Raw genomic sequence first — 18,108 nt, forward strand, 5'->3', positions numbered from 1 at the left:
GGCGAAGGGGGCGCGTGGGGCGCGGTGGCCGGCCTGGGCGTGGAGTCCGTGTCCTCGGCGATGGACCTGCGGGCGCGCCTGGAGGGACGCCTGCAGCGGGGCGGCTTCCGCCAGGGGGCCTTCGGTCCGGACTACGAGTTGGCGCGCTTCCAGGTGGCGGGGCCGTCCTCAGTGCCACAGGCGGATGCGCCGTTCCCGGACGGGGCCTCGGTCTATGGGGAGGTGATTCTCAGTTGGGATTCCGAGGGGCTGGGCGTGCTGGGGAAGCGCCATTTCCGTCTGACGATGGGGGCGGAGGCCTTCAATTGGGGCCGCGTGGACGTGGATGGGCGGCTGGAAGCGCAGGTGTTCCACCGCGACCTCACCCTGGCTGTGGGCGGATTGGCGGCGGGCGCGGGCCAGCCAGGGGCGCGCGTCCTCGTTTCAAGCGAGGCCCGGTGGCGCTTCCTGGGCGGAAAGCTGTACGCGGTAGGGCAGGGCGGCACGCTGCTGTTTCCCACACCCGAGGGGACGCTGCGGCCGGGGGCCTTCGCGGCAGTGGGCCTGGGGGTGGACAATGTGCGCTGATCAACTGCGGCGCAGCGGAGGCGGCCTCATTGTGATGGTGGCCCTCCTCGCCTCGGGCTGCGCTTCGTTTCCCGCGAAGACGCGCCACGGTGCCACCCTGGCGTTCAGCGCCTTGTCCATGCCACCCCAGGCAGCGAGGACCGCGGCGGCAGGTGTGTACCAGGACGAGGAGCCGGGTCCTGCGGCTGGGGAACACGCGGTGGCTCCCCTGGGTTTTCGGCGTGGCCCGTTGTCCGAAGCGGTCGCGAGGGCGCGAGGCACGGGTGAGGCGGACGGTGTCACCTGCGGTGACAAGGCACTGCCTTCCGGTTGGCCTCGCCTGGATACGAGCCGGGAGGTGCTCACGCCCTTCCTGGCATGTGACTCGCCCGCGGCGTTCGTGGCCATGCAGCGCGGGGTGGACATGGCCGCGCTGGTGGAATCGCTGAGGGACTGGGACGCCGTCCGCCTCGGGGCCCTGGGGCCACTCGACGCGCGGGCCTCTGAGGCCCTTGGCCGCAAGCGCGCGGCGTTCCTTGTCGCCACCACCGAGAAGTACGGCGTGCCGTATGCCGAGGTCCTTGCTCTCTTCGTCCTCCATACGTCCTTCGACGATGAGCTGCGCGAGGTGGTGCGACTGCTGGCGCGCGACAAGCAGTTGGGGGAGACGCTGGGGAGCATGGCCACCGTCCGCGAGGAGCTGACGCGGCGGGGCCTGGCGCTTGAAGGGTTCCCGGAGCGAGGAGAGCAGGGCCGGGATGTGCTTCGCGGGTTGGGACGCGCGGGCCGGGACATGCTCTCCAGCACTTCCGTGAGTGGTGAGGTCCGGTACACGGAGCTCATGGCGATGCGAGAGCAGTTGCCGCCGCCGTATCAGGCCGCTCTCGACGAAGTGCGGAAGGCGTTGATGGAGCGCCACTACGCACCGGGAAGTGTTTCGGCCGGAGCTTTTGATCACCTGACCTTCGGCGTGCCACTGGGCTTCTTCCACCTGGTGGCTGGGACGGGGCACGGGGCGTACTCGCTGACGCAGGGTCAGTACGAGCAGGCCACGCGTGAGCTGGCGCCGGCAGCACTGGCGGTGGCGCTGTATGCCGGGGGCAAGGGTGCACGGGCGCTTCTCGAGGCGCGCGGAGGACTGCGGCGGATCCAGATGCCGGCATTGGACCTGGATGGGCTGAACGCGCTGATGGGCCGCCTGGAAGAGCAGCTGGGCGTCAACGCCGGCCGCGACCTGCTGCGCTACCTCCAGGCCAGCCGGGAGGGCGCGTGGGTCGCCGCCGAGTGGGGCGAGGCGGGGTTGCTGGCACTGTACGAGGCCCGCGGAAATCCGGCGAAGGCGCAGGCGATGCTGGCGGAGGCCCGTCGCGAGTCCGCCCGAGCCGCGGCGACGGAGGGCGTGGCCGGGAAGCGGGCTGGCAGCGCAGCTGTCCTGTCACAGGACGCCAGCGCGTCCGCCGTGGAGGCGGCGAAGGCAAAGCTGCTCCAGGCGGAACTGGAGGCCTCGGGTCCACGCCTCCCGAAGGATGTGGAGCTGTTGAATCAAATGGCGCCCAAGCTGGATGCACCTCCAGCGGGAGTCGAGAAGAGCGCGGGCCTCTGGCACGACTACGTCGCCTACAGAGAGCGGCGGCTCCAGGAGATTCAGAGCGGTGCTGACGTCAAGGGGCCCCTGAAGTGGGCGGGCTACCAGGAGATGTTTGCCAACTACGCCCGCGGACTGGCCTTCGAGAAAGCCATGGTTGCCCTCCTGGAGGCGGATGCGGCCCTCCCTCGGGCGCAGCGCCGATGGCTCGGAGACTTCGACCAGCCTCGCATCGAGACGCACGTGGGAGTAAAGAAGTCGGACCTGCGCTTCGCGGACGTGCTCGTCATCGAGGAACGGCCAGCTCCCGGCACTTCTCCTCGTGTGGAGACCTTCAGCTTCAAGAGCCGAAACCTTTCGCAGTCAGGGGCCGACGCGCTCAAGGCGCAAATGATCGAGGACGCGAGCGCGGCCTTGAGGTACTACGGCGAGATGCTGAACATCCGACGCCCTGGCATGCAGATAGATGCGCGGGTTCAGAGAGTTCGCTTGATCTATGAAGGTGGAGGCTTCAAACCCAGGAGCGTAAAAGACCTGGCAGGCGCTTTAAGAGATACGCGTAAGGCAGTTCAGGAAGTGGAGGTCGGGTTTCAATGAAGTATCTGAACCTGCCGGAGTCAAGGTCAGCGGACTATCTCGCGCTGTCATTGGAAGCGACGTTTGACAGTGCGACCTCAATTGAGGAGGAACTGGGACCGTTCTTCCAAGCTCTTGAGGAGCATGCGGGCGATTGGATGCCAGATGTTGTTGGGGGGAAGCGTGACCGCAAGTATTCCAGGGATGCCACCTGGAAGGCTCTCAAGGAAAGGCGCATGGAGAGGATCACGTTCATTGGATTGTATCGAACGCAAGAGCCTGCGTTGGATATGTCATTGAGCCTTCGGTTTCCTCCGCTCCCCTCTGATTTTTCCGTCTTGATCCACATTGATTCGCTCCCGCTGTTTTCCGAGAAGGCGCCGTGCGCTCGACTTGTGGAGCTGGTTCGTGCGTGGGCATTGCGCTATCCGCCTTCGTACGCATCGGCCCATAGTTCCGCCGATGAACAATTGGCAGGCGCTCCCTACTTTGGCCGGGATAACGAGACCGCTTGGAGGGATGGCTTCGATAAAGTGTATGAGCTCTCCTGGCTCAATGTCTTCGGTCCCAAGTTGGTGGAGACGGTAGGCCGTGAGCGGGTGCTCTCGACTCCTGCGCACCTCGTAGAGGAACTCCCCAACGGTTCCGTCCTGCTAGTGCTGCGGCCCACGGCCGCCGACTTCGCCAGTGAGGAAGCGCGCGTGGCGCAGGCGCGTGCCCATGTGCACCTCAGGCCGGAGCTTGATTTCGGCACGGTGCTGCGGGCTCTGAGAGAGCGCAGTGCCGCGCTCGCTCCGGTGGAGCCCCGCTACGACCCCGATCTGGCGCCGCTCCTCTCCCGTCTGCCATACGAATTCGCCATCAGCGAGCGGCAGCAGAAGATTGCTGAATTCAACGCCTTCCGGCCACCCGAGCCGGAGGAGTGGCTCCCGGTCGCACTCCCGGCGGACGTCGAGAATCCGGAGCGTGTTCTCAGCGACTACGACGACCTGTCAGAAGGCCTCGTGGCGGCGCTGCACACCAAGGTGCCCACCATCTTCGATGAGACCCCTGAGTCCCTGACGGACCTCGACTTCTATTTCTGGAAGGAGAGCTTCCCGAAGCGGTACCTGCGAGACCTCATCGACAGTCACACCGCACCGGCCCTGGGAGCCTACTTGGGGCGTACGCTGGTCCGGCGGCTGGGCGGGACATGGGTGCCACGGCAAAAGCTGGAGGAGTCGCAAGTGCGTGTCGGCAAGCGCGTCTGGCTCCCCTTCCTTCGCGCCCGCCGGTACATGCAGTCTTGCGAGGCGCTGCTGGACTACTCTCTCACCCAATTCTTCCGGGAAGCGGAACGGCATCGGGGCTGACTTGGGACCGGGCACGAATGAAGCGCGACCACCGGTCGTGAAGTAGGCTTCGCGCCCGCCATGCAGCTCGCCATCCCCCATGCCCCCCGCAGCGTCAAACTCGCCCAGGTGCCTGGGGCCGTGGCGCGGTTGGTGCGCGGGGTGGTGCTGGGCCTGGTGATCATCACCGTGCTGGGCCTGGGTGCCAGCTACGCCGGCCGCTACTTCATCGAGGAGCAGCGCTTCACCTCCAGCGCGGAGCTGGTGGACGCGGTGGTGGGCGCGAGTCATGCGCCCCCTCCGAGCCAGCACGAGGACGCGGAAGGCACGCTGGACGTCCTCTACACGTTCGCGGGCGAGGATCACTCCGTGTCGGGCGTGCGCACGGCCGCGGAACATGCCGCGGGCCTGGGCCACGGTGCCCGGGTGCAGCTGCTGGTGGATCCGTCCCAGCCGGGGCGGCCTCGCGAGGCGACCCACGCTCGGGCCCAGGCGGCCCGGGTGGGCCTGCTGCCTTGGGGCCTGGGCCTGGGGGCGCTGGTGGCCCTGGGCGGCTTCGCGTGGGAGGTGCGGCGGCTGTGGCGCCGGGAGGTGGTGCCCCTGCGCCTGGGCGCGCTGGTGTGGCTCACTCCGGACGATGGCTACCTGCCGGAAGGGAAGGGCGAGGCCGTGTTCCCCGCGCACTTCTTCCGCCAGGACGTGAAGCACGCCGTGCGGGCGCGCTGCCGCCCCCAGCGGGCCCCGGTGCGCAATGGCGGCAAGGTGCTGGCCGCCGTGGTTCCCTCCGAGCCGGGGTGGTGCCGCGTCATCGACGAGGAGCTGGCGCGGACGCTGGGCTGGGTGCGCTGACGGACGGACAGGTGGGGTTGAAAAGTTGCTGGCCCCCAGAGGCCGTGTGACACACGCCTGTAGCTGCAACGTCCGGAGGCTTCCATGCGCGTTCGCTTCTCCCACTTCGTGCTGCCCGTGCTGCTCCTCACGGCCCCGAGCGCCGTCGGAGCCGGCAAGCGCAACGAAGCGGAGGAGGCGTACCAGCAGGCCCGCCGCGCCTACTACGCGCTGAAGGACGACGCGTCCCGCCGCAAGCTGCGCCACCACTGGCTCAACGTGGTGCACCGCTTCGAGGCCGTGGCCACGCGCTTCCCCAAGAGCGACCGCGCCCCCGATGCCCTCTTCACCGCGGGCGACCTGCTCCAGGAGCTGAGCCGCATCTCCTTCGTGGACGAGGACCTGCAGTCGGCCATCTCGGACTACTCCAAGCTGGTGGAGGCGCACCCGAAGCACCGGCTCGCGGATGACGCGGCGCTGGCGCTGGCGCGCATCCACGTCAACCGCCTGGACAAGCCGGAAGCGGCCCGGAAGGTCCTCAACGAATCGCTGGCCACCAACCCCAAGGGCGACCAGGCCAAGGAGCTGAAGTCGCTGCTGGCCTCGCTGCCCCCGCCCAGCAAGACGCCGCCCCCGAAGCCCACCGTGAAGCCGCTGCCCCCGGTGGTGAAGTCCACGCCGGACACCGCCGTCGCCGCCGCGCCCTCCAGTTCGCCGCTGGTGGATGCGATCTCCAAGCTCGCTCGCGAGCCGTCGCCGGTGCTGCCGCGCCTGGATCCGAACGTCCCGGCCTCGGGCTCCGAGACCTCGACGAAGGACTCCTCGGCGAACATCGTGGACGCGCCCACCGTCGCTGACCGGGCCGTGGACGCGAAGGCTCCGGAGGCGATGGCGTCCTCGCACGGGACGTCGAAGCCGGAGGCCCGCGTGGAGGTTCCGGCCGTGGCGTCGAAGGCTCCGGCTCCGGTGGTGGACAGCGCCCCGGTCGCTCCGAAGCCGGCCGCCCCCGTGGTGGTGGCGTCGAAGCAGGAGACGAAGCCGGAGGCTCCGCGCCCGGTGACGGCGCCGGTGGACGCGCAGGTGGCGCAGGCGCGGCTCAAGGCCGTGGCGAAGCAGTCGCGCCACGCGGAGCTGACGCTGGCGGAGCAGCTGGGGCTGAAGGTGCGCCGCGTGGTCATCGACCCGGGCCACGGCGGCCATGACTCTGGCGCGGTGGGCAAGGCGGGGACGAAGGAGAAGGAGGTGGCCCTGGCCATCTCCAAGAAGGTCGCGGACGGCCTGCGGGAGAAGGGCCTGGAGGTCGTGCTCACCCGCGACGACGACACGTTCATCCGCCTGGAGGACCGCGCGAAGCTGGCCAACGAGGCGCACGGAGACCTGTTCATCTCGGTGCACTGCAACTCGGCGGCGACGCACAAGCTGCGCGGCATCGAGACGTACACGCTCAACACGTCCGCGGACCGCTACTCCATCCGCCTGGCCGCTCGCGAGAACGCTTCCTCCGAGAAGGGCATCAGCGACCTCCAGTTCATCCTGGCGGACCTGGCCACCAAGGCGAACACGGAGGAGTCGTCGCGGCTGGCGAACGCCGTGCAGCACAACCTGGTGACGGGCCTGTCCGGCCAGTACGACGGCATCAAGGACCTGGGCCACAAGGAGGCGCTGTTCTACGTGCTCCTGGGCGCGAAGATGCCCGCCATCCTGGTGGAGACGTCCTTCCTGTCGCACGCGGAGGACGAGAAGCGCCTGGCGTCCGAGCGCTTCCAGGACGAGGTGGCGAAGAACATCGTGCTGGGAGTGGAAGAGTTCCTCGGTGATCGCCGCCGCATGGCCAAGGTAGACTGACGCGTTCGTTGTCGTCAGTCCCCATGGCCGAGCAGTCCCCCCCGTCCAGCCCCAAGCCCGCGCAGGATCCCCACGCGCCCCCGTTCCAGACGGAGGCGGACCTGCGCGCGTGGCTGCGCGCGGAGGGACTGGAGCACCTGTCGCGCCTGAGCCTGGCCCTGCTCACGCCTCGCGTGGAGGCCGCATACCTGCCGCAGGTGCGCGCGGTCATCTCCCGCCGCAGGCTGGTGGAGGTGCTGGCCCAGGACACGCTCGACCGCTGGACGGCGGAGATGCTGCCCACGCCGCGCATGCGGGACCTGCTGCCGAAGCTCGCCTGGCGCTACGTGGAGGACGAGCGGCAGGCCACCCTCGATGCCCGGGCTTCCGTCGCGGAGCGGATCGCGCCCCCGGCCGACAAGCGCACGCACACGGTCCACGGGATGTTGCTTGCCTGGCGTGCTCGCGTGCCTTCGAGCATCGCGCCGCGTCCGGAGCGCGCGCTGTCGCTGGAAGCGCTGGTGGAGGAGCCGGACCTGCCGGGCTTCCGCCTCAAGGAGACGCGCATCTCCGAGCTGCCGGTGTCCCCGCCGGGCTCGGGCTTCATCCTCGCGGACGCGCGGCTGACGTTCAGTCCATCCGGCGTGACGGTGGACTGTTCGTGCGGCGCCACGTTCTGCGTGCACCAGCTGGCGGCGGTGGACACGGCGCTCCTGTGGCTGCGGCAGCGCTGGACGGAGGACTTCGGCGAGACGCTGGAGGAGCTGGTCCGGCCCGCGTGGGCCCGGACGCTGCGCGCGCTGGAGCGGGCGGTGGAGGAGAGCCCGGGCGGCGGCGGAGGCGTGGAGATCTCCTGGCGGCTGGACGTCATCGAAGGGTACGGCGTGGAGGTCGCGCCCTACGTGCACCGGCGCACGAAGAAGGGCCAGCGCACGACGGGGGCGAAGGTCGGCCGGCGCAAGCTGTTGCAGGAGTACGGCTCGCAGCTCAGCCCCTCGGATTCGCGCATCGCCGCGCTGCTCTCCGACAGCACGGCCCCCGCGTCGCGCGCGCTGCTGTTCGAGTTGATTGATCATCCGCGCCTGTCGCTGGAGGGCACGCAGGACATCCCCGTGCGCATCGAGCGCGAGAAGGTGGGCCTGGTCGCCGAGGACCGGGGCGGCACCGTGCTGGTGAACGCGGGCGTGGACGGCACCGTGCTGCCCGCGCCGTTGCTGGAGCGCGTGCGCAAGGCGAAGCCGGAGGACGCGGTGTTCCTCTGGGACGAAGGCGCGCACGTGCTCACGGTGCTGGACGTGAGCCCGGAGGTGCGCGCCATGGCCACGGTGCTCCAGCGGCACGGCAACGCGTTTCCTCCAGAGAGTCACGGGCCGCTGCTGGAGCACCTGTCGAAGCTCTCCGTCCGCCTGCCCGTGGCCATGCCCCGCAGCGTGATGGGGGAATCCATCGCGCCGCAGCAGCTCCCGGTGCTCCGGCTGGAAGGACAGCCTGGGGGCGCGGTGCGGCTGGAGCTGCGGCTGCGAGCGCTGCCGGATGGCCCGGCGTATCTGCCCGGTGAGGGACCTCGCGACGTGCACGTGCGGCGCGACACGCGGTCCTTCCACGCGGTGCGCGACTTCGGGCGCGAGCTGACGGCGGGCGCGGCGCTCCAGGCCCGGTTGCCCTTGCAGACGGCGGAGCCGCAGGAGCTGCCGTTCTGCTTCCTCTTCCACAGCGCGCAGGGCGGGCTGGCGGTGCTGGCCGCGTGCGCGGAGATGGAGCCCCGGCCGGAGCTGGAGTGGGTGGGCGCGTCCATGCGGCTCGTGCCCAAGCGGGGCGCGGGCGACCTGAAGGTCGTCCTGGAGCGCAAGCGCGAGTGGTTCGGCGTGCTGGGCAGCCTGTCCGTGGAGGGCGAGCGGGTGGAGCTGGCGCGGCTCCTGGACGCGGCCCGGCGCAAGGAACGCTTCGTCCAGGTGGACGCGCGCACGTGGGTGGAGATCGAAGCGGCGCTGCGCGAGCAGCTGGAGAAGCTGGCGGATCACACGTACCTGTCGAAGCACGGGCTGGAGGTGGGCCCGTCCGCGGCGGAGGCCCTGGCGGGGCTGGGCACCGCGGGCGCGCTCATCGACGCGGATGCGTCCTGGAAGACGCTGGTCGAGCGAATCTTCGCGGCGAAGGAGCTGAAGCCCCGGGTGCCCGCGGCGCTCAAGACGGAGCTGCGTGACTACCAGCTCGAAGGCTTCCGCTGGCTCACGCGGCTGGCGTCGTGGAACGCGGGTGGGGTGCTCGCGGACGACATGGGCCTGGGCAAGACGGTGCAGGCCCTTGCCGTGCTGCTGGATCGCGCGAAGCATGGGCCCGCGCTGGTGCTGGCTCCCACGTCGGTGGCCTTCAACTGGCGGGATGAAGCGAAGCGCTTCGCCCCGTCGCTGAGGGTGACGATCTTCTCCGACGCGGAGGACCGGGGCGGCACGCTGGAGCGGCTGGGGCCTCGCGACGTACTGGTGCTCAGCTATGGCCTGCTCGTGCGCGACATCGAGCGGCTGGCCGCGCTGCGCTTCTCCACCATCGTCTTCGACGAGGCCCAGCAGCTGAAGAACGCGGCCACGCAGCGCTTCCGCGCGGCGCGAGCGCTCCAGAGCGACTTCAAGTTCGCGCTGTCCGGCACGCCGCTGGAGAACCACCTGGGCGAGCTGTGGTCGCTCTTCGCGGTCGTCTTCCCGGGGCTGCTGGGCAGCCTGGAGGCGTTCCGCAACCGCTTCGCCGCGCCCATCGAGAAGCAGGTGGATCCGACTGCCGCGCCCGCGCTGGCCCGCGTGCTCCAGCCCTTCCTGCTGCGCCGCGCCAAGGCCCAGGTGGAGGCGCAGCTGCCGCCGCGCACGGACGTGCACGTGCCCGTCGTCCTGTCCCCGCCGGAGTGGACGCTCTACGAGGACGCGCGCCTGGCGGCCCTGTCCGACCTGGAGACGCGCAAGGCGAAGATGAAGGACCAGGAGCGGCGCATCGAGGTGCTGGCGGCGCTGACGCGGCTGCGGCTGCTCGCGTCGCACCCGCGCCTGTACGACAAGGCGTCCAAGCTGGAGTCCTCCAAGCTGGAGCGCTTCCTGGAGCTCATCCAGGAGCTGCGCGAGGAGGGCCACCGTGCACTGGTGTTCAGCCAGTTCACGTCCCACCTGGCGCTGGTCCGCGAGGTGCTGGATGCCCAGGGCATCGCCTACGAGTACCTGGACGGCTCCACCCCCGCCAGCGCACGGGCGGACCGCGTGCGTGCCTTCCAGGAGGGCGACGCCCCCCTGTTCCTGATTTCACTCAAGGCGGGCGGCTTCGGTCTCAACCTGACGGCCGCCACTAGCGTCATCCACCTGGACCCCTGGTGGAACCCCGCCGTGGAGGATCAGGCCTCCGATCGCGCCCACCGCATCGGCCAGCAGCGACCCGTCACGGTCTACCGGCTGGTGTCGCGTGGGACGATCGAGGAGCAGATGCTCTCGCTCCATGAACAGAAGCGGGCCCTGGTGGCCGGTGTGCTGGAGGGCAAGGACGCCGCCGCCCGCCTGTCCACCCAGGAGCTGCTCGGGTTGCTCGCGCAGCGGATGCCGGGCATCGACGGGCTCGATTCCGACGCGACGAAGCACTGAACGGTCTTTCCGTGGTTTTTCTCGGACCCATTCGTGCGCCTGAACGGGCACTGAACAGACTTTTAGCCATTTCCAGTGCACCCAGATCTGAACGGCTGAGCAGTCCTGGGGTTCTGATCGGCCGTGCCTACATGAAACAGTGATCAGGTGGGTGAAGTGCGCCGTTTGTCGGCGGACAATCATCGCCAGCGCCTACACCCACCTGCCCGATCAGGACTGCCATGCCCACATGAACACAACTTCAGTGAGTCTCGACCCACCCAGTGAAACATGCATCAGTTAAATACATGTTTCATTTGCTGAATATCTGCAATTGATTGCAATCAATTGCATTTCATGTCTATGTTTTAGTCGTGAGTCAGCGGGAAGAAGTGCCCGATCGGGCCGTTCCCATGGCCCACGGCGAGCGGGTAGCGCAGGGCGGAGGTGACGTACTCCTTCGCGAGCCGCACGGCCTCCAGCGGCGGAGTCCCCAGCGCGAGCCTCGCGGCGATCGCGGCGGACAGCGTGCAGCCAGTGCCGTGCGTGTTCGGCGTGTCCACGGGCGCCACGGACAGCGTCTCCATGCGCGTCCCGTCGAACCACACGTCCGTGCCGCGCAGCGCGCCCGGCATGCCGCCGCCCTTCACCAGCACCACGCGGGAGCCCAGGGCGTGGATGCGTCGGGCCGCCTCGCGCATGTCCTCCAGCGTCTGGATGTCCATGCCCGCGAGCAGCTTCGCTTCATGTCGGTTGGGCGTGAGGATGGCCGCCAGGGGTAGCATGCGCGCGCGCAACGCCTCCACCGCCTCATTGTCGATGAGCTGCGAGCCCGCTCGGGACACCATCACTGGATCCACCACGATGGGGCCCAGCGACACGCGGGCCAGCTGATCCGCCACGGCTTCGATGAGCGGGCGCTGGGCCAGCATGCCCACCTTGACCGCGTCCACGCGCATGTCCGATGCGACGGCGTCCACCTGCGCGGTGACGGACTCGGGCGGGAGCAGGTCCACGCGCGTGACGCCTCGCGTGTTCTGCGCGGTGATGGCCGTCACGGCGCTGGTGCCGTGCACTCGGTGGAAGGAGAAGGTGCGGAGGTCGGCCTGGATGCCCGCGCCACCGCCGCTATCAGAGCCGGCGATGGTGAGGGCGGTTGCGACAGGGAAGGGCTTCATGGGCGCGGCATCCTAGCCGCGGCCCGGCGCCTGGGGCCCTGGAACTAGAACTGGTTCTGCCGGGCCTGGTCGAAGTCCACGCGGTGCTTCAGGTACAGCGTGTCCAGCATGTGGTTGCTGATGGGGTTCAGGTTGCCGTCGGTGAAGCGGTGCACCACCGCGCCCTTGCCCGCGTCCTTCAGGAAGGCCAGCGGATCCACATCGCCGCCCAGGCCGGTGAGCGTGGGCACGGGGTCCGCGTTGTTGACGTAGTGCACGTACTGCGGGCCGTCCGGGTACTTCGTGGACGCGGCGCCGAAGGTCTCCACCTGCAGGTGGCTCATCTTCGCCTCCACCTGCGCGGGGGACAGCCCGTCTTCCACGCGCAGCCGCTTCGCCACGTCGTTCAGCGCTCGCGCGGTGATGAGGCCGCCCTGGCTGTATCCCACCAGGTGCACGTCGCGGCCGGCCTTCAGCTCCGAGTAGAGCGTGTCCGCCAGCGTGTCCACGGCGGGGTTCTTGCCCTTGTCCAGCTTGTCCGTCACGCACTGGCCCAGGTCCTTCACCAGGCCTTCGGTCGCGTTGTGGATGCCCACCACCTTCGCGCCGGAGCTGTCCGCCAGCGCCTGCATCTCGTTCACCTGACCCGCCGTCGGCGTCATGATGCCGTTGACGTAGAGGATCGTCTTGTCCGGGTTCGGGTTGTTCTTCGGCGTGATGCCCGGCACGTCGCCCAGCTTCGTCGTCGACGGGAGCACCTTGCCGCCCGCGCCCACGAACATGCCGTCCTGCGCGCGGTCCGGCTTCGCGCCGCCAAAGAGGCTGGTGATCTCCTTCACCGTGGTGGCGTTGAAGACGTCCGCGCCCATCTGCAGGAAGCGGGGGATGTCCTTGATGCCGCCCACCGCCGCGTCGATGAGTCCGCCCAGCAGCCCGTTCTTCTGCGCCGGCGCGGCGCCCGCCAGGTTCGCAGTGGAGGCGCGCGACGGCGACTGCTCGAAGGAGGACTTCTGGAACGCGGGCTGATGCGCCACCGGCTTCTTCGCGAGCGGCTCCGCGGCCGTCTTCGAAGTGGAGGACGGCACGGCGAGGGAACGGGTGCGGTCGATCGTGCTCATGAGAACCTCCAACCACCGGGGGAAGTGGGTTTGGGTAGGTTATCCGCATCTGGCCGAAGAAGTTGCGTCCCCCCGCGTCATGGTTTCAGCGCTTCACGACGTGGATGTTGAAGTCGCCGGTGCGCAACGTGCCCCACAGGCGCAGCCACAGCGGAAGGAAGGCCTCGGTGCCGCGGGCGGTGGTGATGTCGCCCAGGTCGATGACGTGCTTCCAGCCGAAGCCCTCCGTGAGGAGCTGCTTCACGCGGGCCTTGGCGTCCACGTCGTTGCCGGACACGAAGACGTCGTGATCTCCCGGCACCCGTGACGGATCCACCATCACCTCGCAGTTCATCGTGTTGAGCGTCTTCACCACCTTCAACGACGGGAAGGCGCGCTGGATCTGCTCGCCCAGTGAGTCATCCGGAGGCGTGGAGAGCACCGGCGACATGCCCTTGGTGAAGTCGAGCGGGTTGGACACGTCCACCAGCACCTTGCCGCGCAGGGCCTCCTCACCCGCGGACTTCAGGACGTCCAGCGAGGCATTGCCCAGCGTGCAGTTGAAGATCAGCTCCGCGAACGCGGCGGCGTCCCGGAACGTTCCCTGCGAAGCCTTGCCCCCGGACTTCCTCACCCACGCGGCGGCCTTCGCGTTGTCCGGCGTGCGCGAGCCCATGCGCACCTCGTGGCCCAGCGCCACCAGCTTGCTGCCCAGCGTCTCGCCCACCATGCCCGTACCCAGGATCGCGATCTTCATGAGGACTCCCTTTCGTGTGGGGTGAACCCTAATCGTCAACCCGGACGACCGTGAGCACGTCCGGGTTGAACCATCATCAACCCTGGGTTGACAATGCGACCCATGGACCTGTTCACGGGCGTGTTGCCCTTCCTCCACGTGGCGGAGGAGCGGAGCTTCCGGAAGGCGGCGGAGCGGCTGGGCGTCACCGTCGCGGCGGTGAGCAAGGCGGTGCGGAAGCTGGAGGAGGAGCTGGGCGCCAGGCTCCTGGAGCGCACCAGCCGGCAGGTGGCCCTCACGTCCGAAGGCGTCGCCTTCCTGGAGCGGGCGCGCGAGGCCGTGGCGCAGATCCGCGCCGCCCGCGAGACGGTGGCCCAGGCGCACCGCGCGCCCAAAGGGCCAGTCACGGTGTCACTGCCGTTCATCCTGGGCCCCGTGCTGCTGCCCCGGCTGGCGCGGCTCCAGGCCCGCCACGCGCAGCTCACGCTGCACGTGCGCATGAGCGACCGGCTCAGCAAACTGGTGGAGGAGCAGGTCGACGTGGCCATTCGCGTGGGCGGGATGGAGGACTCCAGCCTGGTGGCGCGGCGGCTGTTCTCCACGCGATGGATGACCCTGGCGTCGCCGTCCTATCTGGCGCGGCACGGGACACCGGAGCACCCGTCACTGCTGGAGCGCCACGCGTGCCTGAAGTTCGTGGATCCGCGCGGCATCACCCGCGAGTGGCACTTCCGTGAATCACCCGGAGGAGACAAGGCCGGAGTGGTGCGCACGCGCGCGGCCATCGACGTGGATCACGGCCCGGCGCTGCTGGACCTGGCCGCCGCGGGTGCCGGGCTCTGCCAGGTGCTGGACTTCATGATCGATGCACGGCTGCGCGAGGGCGCGCTGGTAGAGGTCCTGGCGGAGTACGCCGCGGAAGGGCCTCCGGTCCACGCGCTGTGCCTGCCAGGGCGCCAGTCCGTGCCCCGCGTCCGCGCGCTCCTCCAGCACCTGGTGGAGGAGCTGCGCGCCGTCACGGCGTGGTGAGCGCTTCCTTCGCGGCGGGCAGGCCGCGGGGGGCTTCCGCTTCGGGCGTGGGAACTTCCACCGACGCCTCGTTGACCTCCTTGTAGAACCGGCGGCCGAAGATGACGCCCAGCACCAGCGACACCACCATGCCCACAGCGGATACGGCGGTCATCACCGTGCGGCCCTGCGCGAGGCCGCTGCCGAACTGCGCGGTGAGGAAGGTGCCCGGGATGGTGCCCAGCACGACACCCAGCACGGACGGCCAGAAGCGCGCGCCGCTCGCCGCGCCGGCGATCAGCATGATGTCCGTGGGGCACAACGGATTGAGGCACGCCAGGAACGTGAACTGGAAGTCGTGCCGCCGCGCCGCCTTGGCGATAGCCGGGTACTTGCTGCCGCACAGCCGCTGCATGGGCCGCGTGCCCAGCTTGCGAGCAACGAAGTAGAGCAGGGTGGCGGACAGGAAGCTGCCCGTTAGTGAATAGAGGGTGGCGGCGAGAGTCCCGAACATCATGCCGCCCACCGCGGTGAGGACCTGACCTGGCAAGAGCGTCAGGGGCCGCACGGCCAGGAAGGCCACGTACGCCAGGGGGGCGTAGTCGCCCAGGGGAAGCAGCAGCTCCCGGATGGTGCGCTGATCGATGAAGTCCGGCCCCAACAGCCGGAGCATCACCAGACCGCCAATGGAGACGACCATGGGCGCGAGGATTCGCAACCAGGTCTTCAGTCCGTTCCTGACACTCGCCAAAAGAACCTCCCCCACCGCCCGCGGACACATGTGTCAGGCGTTGCGCACAAGGTGGGATCCGAGCAGGGAATCGGCAACGTGGACTGAATTGTTGTGAACAACGAGAGCGTCCTGCCGGGCAATCACCCGTCCCGACCGGATGCCCAGCAGGCCTGACAAGCGCGCGAAATCCTTGGGGATTATGCATGCAATGTCAGGAGAGAACGGCTGGCGGTGTACGGAGCTTGCTTGCATCGGGGCGCTTCCGTCCCAAGGTTTCAGGCAAGGGACACCAAGGCGCGGACGGGGTTGGTCAGTCACGAGAGGAGACACGGACATGTCGGACAAGGACAACAAGGGCAGCATGACGGTGGCTGAGGCCGGGCGTAAGGGCGGCGAGACTGTCCGCAACGAGCGCGGTCGCGAGTTCTACGAGACCATCGGCCGCAAGGGTGGAGCGACGGTGAAGGCCGAGCGCGGACGCTCCTTCTACGAGGAGATCGGCCGCAAGGGCGGCGAGACCGTGAAGGCCGAGCGCGGCGCGAAGTTCTACGAGGAGATCGGCAAGAAGGGTGGCGACCGCGTCAAGGCCACCCGCGGGCCGAACTTCTATGAGGAGATCGGCCGCAAGGGCGGGCAGAAGGTCAAGAAGCTGATTGAAGAGGGCAAGCGCGCCGCCCGCGCCGCCATGGAGAGCCAGGCCGCCGGCGGGAATGCCCCCGCGGCCGAGGGCACCTCCGCTCCGGTGAAGCCGCCGGAAGAGCCCGCGCAGCCGGGTGGCAACGAGTAACGGGGGACAGGAAGCGCGGTCTTCCGGTATGACGGCCGCGTGTACCTGGTCATCACGTTCCTCGAACAGGTGGAGACGACTGAGCGGGCGATCCGCCGGCTCCGGGAGTTTGGCATCCCGGAACCGATGGTCATCCGAGCGCGCAGCGCCGCCGCGGCTTTGTCCGCGGAGGTCCCGGTGTTCGCCGGGCTGCGCAGCCTCGCGCTGGGCGCGGATGAGGACCGCATCGTCCTGGTGAGCGTGCTGCCCGCGCTCCCGCAGGAGGAGTTGGATCGCATGCTCCAGCGCGTGCAGTTGGAGATGGACGCGGACGACCCACCCATGGGTCGCCTGGTGGCCCTTCCTGTCCTGGCGGCGCCCACGCATCGGCGTGGATGACGCGCGGGGGCGCACGGGTGTAAGCACGTTGCGTGCAAGCGCTGCTCGTCTTTCTCATCGTCGCGGCGTTGTCGCTGCTCGCGTCCAGCCGGTCGCTCCTGGCTCCGGGCCGCTTCCCGGCGCTGGCACAGCTGGCGGCCAGCGGCCTGATGTTCCTCATCTTCGGGGCCCTCCTGGGCCCGTCCCTCCTGGGCGTGCTCACCGTGGGCAACCTGGAGTCCCTGCGCCCGCTGGTGGCGCTGGGGCTGGGGACGGGGGGCGTGCTTCTGGGGCTCAACCTGGAGCCTCGCCTGTTGCGGCTGTTGCCTCGGCCCGTGTACGCGGCGGCGGTCGCGCACGCGGGCACGGCGTTCCTCTTCGTCGCGCTGCCGCTGTCCGTGCCGCTGCTGTTGTCCATGGGCCTCAGGCCCCTGATGGCGGTGGGCGCGGCGGCGCTCCTGGGCGCGGCGGCGAGCCTGTCCTCCGGCCACTTCGCGGTGCTGGGCTACCGCAACGGGCGGATGGAGCGCGCGCGCGGTCTGGGCGTGGCGCTGCTCACGATGATGGACGACGCGGTGGGCCTGGGCGTGCTCGCGCTGGGCCTGGTGCTGGGCGTCACCGGCAACGCGGTGGAAGGGCTGGGCCTGCTGAGCCTGACGCTGCTGCTGGGCGTGGCGTGCGGCGCGCTGCTGGCGTTCCTCACGTATTCGCTGAAGGACCTGGCGGAGCAGACCACGGTGACGCTGGGCATGGTGGCGCTGGTGGGCGGCGCGGCGGCGTACCTGCGGCTGTCGTCGCTGCTGGCGGGCGTGGCGTGCGGCGCGACGCTGGCGTTGATGGGCGGGCGCACGGCGGAGCGGGTGGCGCGGGCGCTCTCGCGCGTGGAGCGGCCCACGTACCTGGTGCTGGTGTTCCTGGTGGGCAGCCACATCCACGCGCGTGACATGTCCGCCTGGGCGCTGTTGCCCGCGTTCGTGGGGCTGCGCTTCCTGGGCAAGGTGCTGGGGGGACGCTTCGCGCAGCGGCTCACGGCGGGCGTGTTGGACCTGCCGCCGCGCTTCGGCTACGCGCTCATCTCCCAGGGCGGCCTGGCGCTGTGCCTGGTGGCCGAATACGTGATGCTGGTGCCGGGCTCGCTGTCTCAGCGCGTGCTGGACGTGGTGGCGGTGGGCGCGGTCGTCAACGAGATGCTCGCGCACGGAGCCTTCCGGCACGTGCTGGCAGCGGAGCCCAGGGCCACGACTTCGCGCAACACACCTCCCGAGGGTGACGCGGGGGTGGTGGCGTGAAGGGGTCCATCTTCCGGTTGCTGCTGCTCATGGGGCTGCTGGCGGCCATCACCCAGGCGCAGGTGGTGCGCGCGGACGCGGGCACGCCGGTGCTGCTGGCGGCGGGCGCGCTGCTGTTGTGCGGCCTGTTCGCGGGCAAGGTGGCCAAGGGCATGGGCCTGCCGCGCCTCACCGGCTACCTGCTGGTGGGTGTGGCGGTAGGGCCGTACGCGCTGGGCTTCATCCCCAACGCGGGCGTGAAGGGCCTGGAGCTGGTGAAGGGCCTGGCGGTGAGCCTCATCGCGCTCGTCGCGGGCACGGAGCTGCACCTGGGGCTCATCCGCCGGGTGGGCGCGCGCGTGGCGCTGCTCTGCGCGACGGTGTGCGGGCTGACGTTCGCGGTGTGCTTCGCGGCGACGTTCGCGCTCAAGCCCGTGCTGCCGTTCCTGACCCCCATGACCGTGCCGCAGGCGCTGGCGGTGAGCGCGCTTATGTCCACGGTGGTGGTGTCGTTCTCCCCCACGGTGACCATCGCCATCGTGCAGGAGACTTCCGCGCGCGGCTCCTTCACGGAGTTCCTGATGGCGCTGGTCATCATCGGGGACCTGTTCGTGATGGTGGCCTTCGGCCTGGCGGCGGGCGTCACCCGCGCGACGTTCGGCAGCGGCCTGGACCTGCC

At 69.4% G+C, this 18,108-nt stretch carries 13 protein-coding genes and 2 pseudogenes; 11 read left to right on the forward strand and 4 right to left on the reverse strand.

Features of this window, described 5'->3' with window-relative positions; all coding sequences use genetic code 11:
* From D7V77_RS29630 to D7V77_RS29660, 6 genes and pseudogenes are all read left to right on the forward strand, one after another.
* Positions 1-567, forward strand: a pseudogene (locus tag D7V77_RS29630) (hypothetical protein); the annotation flags it as partial.
* Positions 557-2,728, forward strand: coding sequence for a hypothetical protein (locus tag D7V77_RS44375; protein ID WP_169822591.1), 2,172 nt, complete (start codon positions 557-559; stop codon positions 2,726-2,728). The pseudogene D7V77_RS29630 and the gene D7V77_RS44375, both read left to right, overlap by 11 nt.
* Positions 2,725-4,059 (forward strand): hypothetical protein, encoded by a 1,335-nt coding sequence (locus tag D7V77_RS29645; protein ID WP_120579656.1) that lies wholly within the window; start codon positions 2,725-2,727, stop codon positions 4,057-4,059. Before D7V77_RS44375 ends, D7V77_RS29645 begins: the two co-directional genes overlap by 4 nt.
* A gap of 60 nt (positions 4,060-4,119) precedes the next feature.
* Entirely contained in the window at positions 4,120-4,887 is a 768-nt protein-coding gene (locus D7V77_RS29650) for a DUF3592 domain-containing protein (protein ID WP_120579657.1), read from the forward strand.
* Between the two features lie 84 nt (positions 4,888-4,971).
* Complete coding sequence (locus D7V77_RS29655; protein ID WP_120579658.1) at positions 4,972-6,711, forward strand: N-acetylmuramoyl-L-alanine amidase; 1,740 nt, start codon at positions 4,972-4,974, stop codon at positions 6,709-6,711.
* A gap of 23 nt (positions 6,712-6,734) precedes the next feature.
* Entirely contained in the window at positions 6,735-10,307 is a 3,573-nt protein-coding gene (locus D7V77_RS29660; protein WP_120579659.1) for a DEAD/DEAH box helicase, read from the forward strand.
* Positions 10,308-10,654: 347 nt separating this feature from the next.
* Here the strand turns inward: D7V77_RS29660 and thiD are convergent, their stop codons facing one another.
* The 3 genes from thiD to D7V77_RS29675 form a co-directional block, all read right to left on the reverse strand.
* Complete coding sequence (gene thiD, locus D7V77_RS29665; protein WP_120579660.1) at positions 10,655-11,464, reverse strand: bifunctional hydroxymethylpyrimidine kinase/phosphomethylpyrimidine kinase; 810 nt, start codon at positions 11,462-11,464, stop codon at positions 10,655-10,657.
* A gap of 44 nt (positions 11,465-11,508) precedes the next feature.
* Complete coding sequence (locus D7V77_RS29670; RefSeq protein ID WP_120579661.1) at positions 11,509-12,561, reverse strand: hypothetical protein; 1,053 nt, start codon at positions 12,559-12,561, stop codon at positions 11,509-11,511.
* 85 nt (positions 12,562-12,646) lie between these two features.
* Positions 12,647-13,297, reverse strand: coding sequence for an NADPH-dependent F420 reductase (locus D7V77_RS29675; protein ID WP_120579662.1), 651 nt, complete (start codon positions 13,295-13,297; stop codon positions 12,647-12,649).
* Between the two features lie 102 nt (positions 13,298-13,399).
* On the opposite strand from D7V77_RS29675, the gene D7V77_RS29680 reads away from it, so the two are divergent.
* Complete coding sequence (locus D7V77_RS29680; protein WP_120579663.1) at positions 13,400-14,305, forward strand: LysR family transcriptional regulator; 906 nt, start codon at positions 13,400-13,402, stop codon at positions 14,303-14,305.
* Here D7V77_RS29680 and D7V77_RS29685 read toward each other — a convergent pair.
* A complete protein-coding gene (locus D7V77_RS29685) occupies positions 14,292-15,002 on the reverse strand; it encodes a TVP38/TMEM64 family protein (protein WP_233597327.1) in 711 nt (236 codons plus the stop codon). The two genes, D7V77_RS29680 and D7V77_RS29685, sit on opposite strands and share 14 nt — an antisense overlap.
* 349 nt (positions 15,003-15,351) lie before the next feature.
* On the opposite strand from D7V77_RS29685, the gene D7V77_RS29690 reads away from it, so the two are divergent.
* From D7V77_RS29690 to D7V77_RS29705, 4 genes and pseudogenes are all read left to right on the forward strand, one after another.
* Positions 15,352-15,804, forward strand: coding sequence for a general stress protein (locus D7V77_RS29690; protein ID WP_120579665.1), 453 nt, complete (start codon positions 15,352-15,354; stop codon positions 15,802-15,804).
* Positions 15,805-15,843: 39 nt separating this feature from the next.
* Positions 15,844-16,182, forward strand: a complete 339-nt coding sequence (locus D7V77_RS29695; protein ID WP_120579666.1) for a hypothetical protein — start codon at positions 15,844-15,846, stop codon at positions 16,180-16,182.
* 32 nt (positions 16,183-16,214) lie between these two features.
* Positions 16,215-17,450: a sodium:proton exchanger gene (locus tag D7V77_RS29700; RefSeq protein ID WP_120579667.1), complete on the forward strand. Its 1,236-nt coding sequence runs from the start codon at positions 16,215-16,217 to the stop codon at positions 17,448-17,450.
* Positions 17,447-18,108 (forward strand): annotated as a pseudogene (locus D7V77_RS29705) (transporter); the annotation flags it as partial. The gene D7V77_RS29700 and the pseudogene D7V77_RS29705, both read left to right, overlap by 4 nt.

Source organism: Corallococcus sp. CA041A (genome assembly GCF_003612075.1).
Lineage (GTDB): Bacteria > Myxococcota > Myxococcia > Myxococcales > Myxococcaceae > Corallococcus > Corallococcus exiguus.